At 70.4% G+C, this 2,030-nt stretch carries 1 protein-coding gene; it reads right to left on the reverse strand.

Annotation, left to right across the window (positions count from 1 at the left end; genetic code table 11):
• Window positions 1–2,030, reverse strand: a 2,030-nt coding sequence (locus FHS34_RS41790) for a condensation domain-containing protein (RefSeq protein WP_184976185.1), incomplete at both ends; no start/stop codon positions are given.

The raw sequence follows: 2,030 nt of genomic DNA on the forward strand, positions 1-2,030 counted from the left end.
GCGATGGGTGAGCCCAGCGGGATGTCGGATCCCGCGCCCAGGCGCTTGAGCAGCACCGCGAGACCGGCCTGCAGCACCATGAACACACTCGCCCCACATTCACGGGCCAGTGCGACGATCCGCCCGTGCAGCTCGGCGCTCATCTCGATGTCGACGAGATCGCCTCGATACGTGGTCGCCGCCGGACGCGGACGGTCCACCGGGACGTCCAACCGCTCGGGTATGTCGGCCAGGGTCGTCTTCCAGTAGTCGACCTGTCGGCTGATGACGCTCTGCGGATCGTCCTCGGCCCCCAGCAGCTCCTGCTGCCACAACGTGTAGTCCACGTACTGCACCGGAAGCTCCGGCCACTCGGGCGCCCGGCCTTCCACCCGTGCCGCGTACGCCTCGCCCACGTCCCGTGACAGGGGCCGCAGGGACCAGCCGTCGCCCGTGATGTGGTGCAGCACCAGTACCAGCACGTGCTCGGTCGGCGACAGCACGAACAGCGTCACCCGCAACGGGAGGTCGTTCGCCAGATCGAAGCCTTCGGCGGACGCGTCGGCGAGCCTCGCCGCGAGCTCCTCCTCCGTCGTCGGCACCACCGACAGCTCGACCCCGGCTTCGGAGACGCTCAGCACCTTCTGCCGCGGCACCCCGTCGACCTCGGGGAAGACCGTCCGCAGGCTCTCATGACGCGCGAGCACGTCGGTGAGACCGTCGTGCAGGGCGGCGCGGTCGAGTTCGCCAGTCAGCCGGATGGCCATGGGCATGTTGTAGGTCGCGCTGGGTCCTTCCAGTCGGTGGAGGAACCACAGGCGCCGCTGCGAGAAGGACAACGGAGCCGTCTCCGGGCGTTCCACGGCCGCCCGCAGCGCCTTCCTGGCGATACCGGCGTTCGGCAGGCGCTGTACCAGAGCGGCGACGGTGGGTGCCTCGAAGACCGCGCGGACGGAGAGTTCCACGTCGAGTACCGAGCGGACGCGGCTGACGAGTCGGGTGGCCAGCAGGGAGTGTCCGCCGAGGTCGAAGAAGCTGTCGTCGACACCGACCTGGCCCACACCCAGCACCTCGGCGAAGATGCCGCACAGGATCTCCTCCTGTGGTGTCCGCGGGGCGGCATGTCCCGAGGGCGAGACGTCCAGGGCCGGCGCGGGGAGTGCCCGGCGGTCCACCTTGCCGCTGGGGGTGAGCGGCAGCGCGTCCAGCACGACGACCGCCGAGGGCACCATGTAGTCGGGGAGTGCCTGTGCGAGCTGCCGGCGCAGGGCGGAGGGCTGAGCGACGGTGCCGGATGCGGGGACGACGTAGGCGACGACCCGCCGGTCGCCGGGACGGTCTTCGCGTACCACGACCGCGGCCTGGGCCACGCTTTCCTGGCCGGTGAGGGCTGTTTCGATCTCGCCGAGTTCGATGCGGAAGCCGCGGACCTTGACCTGGTTGTCGGCCCGGCCGATGTACTCCAGCTCTCCCGCGGTGTTCCAGCGGACCAGGTCACCGGTGCGGTACATGCGCTCACCCGGACCGCCGTAGGGGTTCGCGACGAAGCGTTCCGCGGTGAGGCCGGGGCGGTCCCAGTAGCCGCGGGCCAGGGCGGTGCCCGCGAGGTACAGCTCGCCGGTCACTCCGGCCGGCACCGGTGCGAGCGCGTCGTCCAGGACGAACACGCGGGTGTTCCAGAGGGGGCCGCCGATCGGTGCCGTCGTACCCCAGTCCGACACCTCGCCCGGCAGGGAGTACGTGGTGATGACGTGCGTCTCCGCGGGGCCGTAGTGGTTGTGGAGCACACGCTCCGGGCGGCCCGCGAAGAACTCCTTCGTCGCCGGGCTCAGCTGGAGGGCCTCGCCCGCCTGGGCGATGTGACGGAGGTGGGGGAGGGTACGGCCCTGCTCCAGGGCCGCCTCGCACACCGCCTGGACCATGACGTTCGGTGCGTACAGCTCCTCGATGCGGTGTTCGTCCAGCCACTGCACGAACCGTGTGGGGTCGCGTCGTACGTCCGTGTCGGGGACGACGAGTCGTTTGCCGGTGCCGAGGGTTTCGAGGATCTC

It is taken from the genome of Streptomyces echinatus (assembly GCF_014203595.1).
Taxonomy (GTDB): domain Bacteria; phylum Actinomycetota; class Actinomycetes; order Streptomycetales; family Streptomycetaceae; genus Streptomyces; species Streptomyces echinatus.